The following is a 4,203-nucleotide window of genomic DNA, read 5'->3' as shown; positions in this document are numbered from 1 at the left end:
TCAATCCACGCTAATGCAATTTCGGAGAATAAGGCAAAATTTGAGGGAGTTGAAAGTTATTTTTTATCCACTGCTAGGAGTGAGCGTGCTAAAAAAGTTGCTGCATTAGAAAATAAAGACGATACAGAGGGAATGAATTATTTTTCTAAGCAGTCTTTTTTAAATACCTTAAATACGCAACGCATTGTGGCTTCTAATCGTCTAGCTATTGATATTCAGTATGGTATGTTGCAGTCTTTGCGCCCTAAGTACGCAACCCTAGATGGTGGTGTGCGTGAGGGACCCTTTTGGGTGCTTGTGGGGGCGATTATGCCTTCTGTTTTGCTTGAAGTAGGCTATATTACACACCCCAAAGAAGGTAAAAGACTGAATCAAACCGCTTTTCAAAAAACGATTGCCAAAGGCATTGCTGATGGCGTAGATGGCTATTTTCAAAAAAATCCCTAAAGGTTAATAATGGCAAAAATTACGATTCCTCATTTAGTATTTTCTTCTTTATATTTTGTTCTAGCGCTTTTTACGATTTTGATGTTAGTTTTAACAAGTTTTACTCCAGATTTTAAACATATGTTTCGGCTTACAACACAACCTTTTGGCGTATATTTTAGCATTAGTGCGATTCTGCTTGCTTGTGGTGTAATAGTGAGCCTTTTTAATATTGTGCGTATTTATTCTAGCCATTTACCGAAGTTATATAGTTTGATGATTGGTTGTGCATTGTGTGTGTTTGCATTTTTGCTTTATTATGAACTTTTTGTAATGCGTAGAACATATTTTGAACCTTTTTCTTTTGAAGATTCTTTAAGATTAACTCAAGAAAATGTTTTTTCTAAAACGATTTATCAAATGTTTGTAGATTATATCTGTTATATATTTTTTGTGATTTTTCCAGCAATTTTTTATATTTTTAACTTTTCTTTTAATAAAAGCACAAATTTTGGCAAACTCTTGCAGCTCATACAACCAAGTTTTAATGTAATGCTAGGCGTTTTGTTTGGATTCTCTATTTCACCTTTTTTTAAAAGTGGAATCTTGGGTTATTTTGATTTAATGTTATTATGTGTGGGAATTGGATTGGTGTTATATTTGTGCATTAAAAGAAATATTGATTCTTATGAAATATTTAATTTATTTTTGCTCCTTATTATATGTATAGTGATTATGATTTCTTCTTATAGTTTTGTAGATAGCGAATCTTATTTTGAAGTGCGTAAAGCGTTTTATGCCTTAGTATTGTTTGGTTGGTGTAGTGCGTGGATGATGAAGCTCACGATTCGGCGTTCAGTTTGATTGAAAGTTTTTATGTAATTTTTTGATAAAGGATATTTGATGAACAAACCTTATTTGAAGCAGTTTCCAGATGAGTTTGGGTTCTTTGGAAAGTTTGGTGGCAGTTTTGTGCCAGATTCTATTAAAAGCGCAATGGAAGAAATCAATACAGCTTATAATCTCATTGCGCAAAATAGTGATTTTATTGCGGAATTAAGAAAGATTCGGGAGACTTTTCAAGGGCGTCCAACGCCGATTTATTTCGCGCATAATTTAACTAAGAAATATGGCGGAGCTGGGATTTATCTAAAGCGTGAGGATTTAAATCACACAGGAGCGCACAAGCTCAATCATTGTATGGGTGAGGCACTTTTGGCAAAATTTATGGGTAAAAAGAAGCTAATTGCCGAGACAGGAGCAGGGCAGCATGGTGTTGCAATCGCAACTGCAGCCGCTTATTTTGGATTGGAATGTGAAATCCATATGGGAGAGGTGGATATTGCTAAAGAACACCCTAATGTCGTGCGCATGAAAGTCTTAGGCGCGAAAGTGATTCCTGTTACTTTTGGAGCTAAGACGCTTAAGGAAGCTGTGGATTCCGCCTTTGAATCCTATTTGAAAGACCCCAAAAATACAATGTATGCAATCGGCTCTGTCGTAGGTCCGCACCCCTTTCCAAAAATGGTGCGAGATTTTCAAGCCATTGTGGGCGTGGAATCGCGGGAGCAGTTTTTAGAAATGACAGGAGAATTGCCTGATATTGTGTGCGCCTGTGTAGGAGGTGGGAGCAATGCTATGGGAATTTTTAGCGGATTTATTGAAGATGCCGTAGAGCTTGTAGGGGTTGAACCTTTGGGCAAGGGAAATGCGTTAGGGCAGCACGCTGCGTCTTTGAGCTATGGGAGTGAGGGAGTGATGCACGGGTTTAATTCCATAATGCTAAAGGATTCTAAGGGTGAGGCTGCGCCTGTGTATAGTGTGGCAAGCGGATTGGATTATCCAAGCGTGGGACCAGAACACGCCTATTTGCATAGCATTGGGCGCACAAAAGTCGCAACGATTAGCGACAAAGAGGCAATCGAAGCGTTTTTTGTATTGAGTAAAAATGAGGGAATTATTCCCGCAATTGAATCTAGCCACGCATTGGCTTATGCTCTCAAAGTCGCTCCGAATTTAAAGGGACAAAAAATACTCGTCAATCTAAGCGGTCGTGGAGATAAAGACATAGATTTCGTTGTAGAAAATTTCGGCTATGGGGAGTGAGGTGGAATCGCTTTTTGCGATTCCATTACAGATTTACGCTTTGTGGGAGAGTGCTTAGTGAGCTACAAATGCATTGTAGATTTATAGTTATTCCTTAGCCTAAATATGGGATAACTTTATATTCTATATTATTTTCCACAATAAATTTCTTTACTCCATAATTCATATTTTTACAACTCGTTACAAACACTCGGCGCATATTCTTTTTAGCAAAAATCTTTTGATTTTGCTTTAAATATGCAGTGCAATCGCCTAAAAATTTCCTTAAATGTCCTTGTTTTACTTGCGAATGCTCCCAATTTTTGCATTGAATTAAAAGTGCCTCTTTACCCCTGTAAGCAATTAAATCAATGCCTTCATCGTACAATCCCTCATTAATACCTTTAAAATATACCTTATAGCCCTTCTTTTGATAATATTTGCCGATTTGCAATTCGTATTTATCGCCTTTTTGTTTATTTCGTGATTTGCTAGAAATTTTGTGAGTTTTGTATTTTACTTGAGTGTCGCTAGAATATTCGGAATCCTTAACAATATAATTTTGATATTGGTTAAGATTTGTATGTTTGTTTTCATTTTTGCCAATATCTTGAATATTTTTAGCATTATTTAAACTGGCTTCAATTTCGTTCAAACCAGCTTCTAATGCATCATTGGTATTTTCCCAAGCTTGATTAATATCTTTAAAGATATTAGACGTGCTTTTAAATGCAATTTGAAAAAGACTTTTATGTTCTTTGGTTGGATTGTCAGCATTTTCCTTACGTTCGCTATCAATATCATTTAAAAACCGAATCAAAAATACACAAAATACAATAAATAAAAATGTATCCCAACATAAAAAGCCCTATGGTTGATTTTACTCAATTAAATTACTTGAGCCATATTTAAGGCTCATTTTGCTTTGACATTCTTATCTAACACATTCGTGCTACTGTAAGTTTCTAGTGTAATATGCAATCTTGTGGCTTCAAAATCTTCTTGGCTCGTATTTAGAAGTACGACGAATGGCGACACAAAATCATTATACCTATTTTTTGTACTACAAACCTTTTTTATCTATCTTTTATGTTGGTTTAGAGTTATTCCCTAGTTGTTATTGTTTTTTATAATCTTGCATAATGTCTGCAAATTCTTTATGTATAATGATTTTATTAACCAACTCTTTGACGCCTTTATTCAAAGTTGCAGCCATATTGGTGCAAGCTGTGAAAGCTAAAAAAGCAGATGGATAATTCGTTTTGGATTGGATATTGAAAGTTTTTGAAGTATTTTCTTGCGAAATTGTTACATCAAATTCCCAATAAGCGTTTGCCAATGCACTGCTACCATAGATATTATTAAGGTTGCCAATAATAACAATATTAGAATTTTTATCATATAGCCCAGCTATTTTAAGTTCTTCTATAAGAGCTTTTCTGATGTACTCTGAAAATGGCTCTCCGCTTGGTGTAGAAATCGTTTCAGCTAACCTGCATAAAATATGACTTTCTCCTGCGTTGTTTGCACTAAAATTTCCCACTGCAACCTTGGTGCTATATTTTTTTAATTCTATCACATTGTCTGCCGATGAATGATATTCTTGTGTTTTGATTCCACAGCCTGTAAAAAAGAATATAAGTAAATTGACCAAACAAAAACTAAATGAAACTTTCATCTTTCCTCCTTTTT

General features: G+C 35.3%; 5 protein-coding genes. 3 read left to right on the top strand and 2 right to left on the bottom strand.

Annotated elements, in window-relative coordinates; translation table 11 throughout:
• From Q1553_RS07435 to trpB, 3 genes are all read left to right on the top strand, one after another.
• Positions 1-447, top strand: a 447-nt coding sequence (locus Q1553_RS07435; RefSeq protein ID WP_300842870.1) for an N-acetylmuramoyl-L-alanine amidase, incomplete at its 5' end; no start/stop codon positions are given.
• 9 nt (positions 448-456) lie between these two features.
• Positions 457-1,290: a hypothetical protein gene (locus tag Q1553_RS07430; RefSeq protein ID WP_115551178.1), complete on the top strand. Its 834-nt coding sequence runs from the start codon at positions 457-459 to the stop codon at positions 1,288-1,290.
• Positions 1,291-1,329: 39 nt separating this feature from the next.
• Positions 1,330-2,532, top strand: a complete 1,203-nt coding sequence (trpB, locus tag Q1553_RS07425) for a tryptophan synthase subunit beta (protein ID WP_115551177.1) — start codon at positions 1,330-1,332, stop codon at positions 2,530-2,532.
• Positions 2,533-2,626: 94 nt separating this feature from the next.
• Here the strand turns inward: trpB and Q1553_RS07420 are convergent, their stop codons facing one another.
• Both Q1553_RS07420 and Q1553_RS07415 read right to left on the bottom strand, forming a co-directional pair.
• Complete coding sequence (locus tag Q1553_RS07420) at positions 2,627-3,331, bottom strand: restriction endonuclease (protein WP_300669001.1); 705 nt, start codon at positions 3,329-3,331, stop codon at positions 2,627-2,629.
• 297 nt (positions 3,332-3,628) lie between these two features.
• The gene (locus Q1553_RS07415) at positions 3,629-4,189 is read right to left on the bottom strand and encodes a hypothetical protein (RefSeq protein WP_115551176.1); all 561 of its coding nucleotides are present in this window, start codon (positions 4,187-4,189) and stop codon (positions 3,629-3,631) included.
• Between the last annotated feature and the right edge of the window lie 14 nt (positions 4,190-4,203).

Origin of the sequence: Helicobacter sp. UBA3407, from assembly GCF_949747025.1 — a bacterium.
GTDB classification, from domain to species: Bacteria; Campylobacterota; Campylobacteria; order Campylobacterales; family Helicobacteraceae; genus Helicobacter_D; species Helicobacter_D ganmani.
This window is presented reverse-complemented; position numbering and strand designations above follow the sequence as displayed.

What these genes read in the sequence shown, in the direction of transcription:
- Q1553_RS07415 (WP_115551176.1), bottom strand. Translation starts at nt 4,189, where the DNA reads ATGAAAGTTTCATTTAGTTTTTGTTTGGTCAATTTACTTATATTCTTT.
- Q1553_RS07430 (WP_115551178.1), top strand. Translation starts at nt 457, where the DNA reads ATGGCAAAAATTACGATTCCTCATTTAGTATTTTCTTCTTTATATTTT.
- trpB (WP_115551177.1), top strand. Translation starts at nt 1,330, where the DNA reads ATGAACAAACCTTATTTGAAGCAGTTTCCAGATGAGTTTGGGTTCTTT.